Source organism: Microcoleus sp. B7-D4 (genome assembly GCF_036705125.1).
Lineage (GTDB): Bacteria > Cyanobacteriota > Cyanobacteriia > Cyanobacteriales > Microcoleaceae > Microcoleus.
Genome location: NZ_JAUBTT010000253.1, coordinates 1 through 1,519 on the forward strand (window position 1 = coordinate 1; position 1,519 = coordinate 1,519).

General features: G+C 45.7%; 4 protein-coding genes. 2 read left to right on the top strand and 2 right to left on the bottom strand.

Translation table 11 applies throughout. The features are described from left to right. Nucleotides 1–247 precede the first annotated feature (247 nt). Nucleotides 248–484 (top strand): helix-turn-helix transcriptional regulator, encoded by a 237-nt coding sequence (locus QUB12_RS37270; protein ID WP_333144652.1) that lies wholly within the window; start codon nt 248–250, stop codon nt 482–484. A 172-nt stretch (nt 485–656) separates the two neighbouring features. On the opposite strand, the gene QUB12_RS37275 is transcribed toward QUB12_RS37270, so the two are convergent. Continuing rightward, a complete protein-coding gene (locus QUB12_RS37275) occupies nt 657–899 on the bottom strand; it encodes a helix-turn-helix domain-containing protein (protein WP_015175929.1) in 243 nt (80 codons plus the stop codon). A 50-nt stretch (nt 900–949) separates the two neighbouring features. Next, nucleotides 950–1,192, bottom strand: a complete 243-nt coding sequence (locus QUB12_RS37280; RefSeq protein ID WP_333144653.1) for a helix-turn-helix transcriptional regulator — start codon at nt 1,190–1,192, stop codon at nt 950–952. 121 nt (nt 1,193–1,313) lie between these two features. Between QUB12_RS37280 and QUB12_RS37285 the strand changes: the two genes are divergently transcribed. After that, nucleotides 1,314–1,457: a hypothetical protein gene (locus QUB12_RS37285; protein ID WP_333144654.1), complete on the top strand. Its 144-nt coding sequence runs from the start codon at nt 1,314–1,316 to the stop codon at nt 1,455–1,457. Nucleotides 1,458–1,519 lie beyond the last annotated feature (62 nt).

Below are 1,519 nucleotides of genomic sequence, written 5' to 3' on the forward strand. Positions count from 1 at the left end.
TCAGCTTTCTTGATAGGGAGCTGCGTAGTTGGGCCAATGCGGGTTAATCCGCTCAAAGTAAAAGTGAAAGGGGAGGGGCTTGAAGCCTCCCATGTCTATAAATGACTATACTTTTGCCAGCTATTTGACGAGCCATACAATTAAATTGAGAGGGAAAAAACGATCGCACTTAATCTACAAAGTTTACCGCAATTGGTGACAATCAGCAACGTTTACAGGAGCATGACTCTCTGACACAATCGGGAGCATGGGAAGAGCAGGAAAAGCCCTCAAAAAAATATTAGAGGCATACGATATCAGTCAATATCAATTGGCGGCCAAGATGGAAATCGATCGCTCAAACGTTAGCCGTTGGGTGAGCGAAGAACGAGACCCATCTGCTGAGGCGGTATTTGCGATTAAGCAAGCATTGCAGACATTCAATCGGGAGGCGGCTGATGAATTCGTCAGGTTGTACCTGGGAAATGGCGAGGAAAACAGTTAGGTTCTCAGGTGTGGAGAGCGCCCCACAGATGGTTGCGCTGCATTCAAGGGCGATCGCCAATTAGTTTGTGAGGATTTATTTAAAGCGAGAAAGATTGTATATTGTCAGCTATTTGTTGAGTCTATCTCAAGCATAACTGGCACGGGAGGCGATCGCCCGATCGCCCATATTATTACTCTTCGAGTTTTTCCTCCAAATCATCTAAATACAAACGAATAAAATCCCCTGCTGCATCGGGATTAATTTGCTGTAATCCCTTGCGAATCTCTAGAACCGCTTCAGATGCCGGATCTCTATTCTCGTTAACCCAACGGTTAATGCTCGATCGTCCAATGCCCATAGTCGCTGCCAATTGATTTTGGCTGATGCCATAGGTTTCTAAAACCTGCTTCAGCGCCTTTCCTGCCTTACTCATGGCTTCTATGTTCTCAGAAGCTCGCAGCTAAGTAAAGATTGTGGACATTATTACTCTTCGAGTTTTTCCTCCAAATCATCTAAATACAAACGAATGAACTCCCCTGCGGCATCGGGGTTAATTTGCCATAGTGCTTTCCGAATGTCCAACACTGCCTCTGCTACGGGATCTCTACTTTCATTGACCCAACGATGAATGTTGGAACGTGCTACGCCCATTGTCACAGCCAAGCGATTTTGACTGATGTTATAAGTTTCCAGCACCTGCTTGAGTGCTTTGCCTGCTTTTGCCATGCCTCAGATTGTCTCAGAGGGCGATCTCTTCGTAAATGTTGCTTCTAGGCAACATTGAGGATAGAATGATAATGTTGCTTATAGGCAACATTATCGTTCACTGCGAACACAAAAAACGCTTATGTCGAAAAACTTCCTTGCCAATCCCCCAGCAACCGATAGTGCTACAGCGACAGTACCTGTAGCAGAGCCTCCGCCACCCGATCGAGAACCCGTCAAAATCCTGCTGATAGGTTCTCCCAAAGCGGTGAGGAGCAATTGCTAGGATGATATTTTCCTAGACTTGTAGGTAATACTCACGACAATTGGTGTAGACTGAAGTAGCCT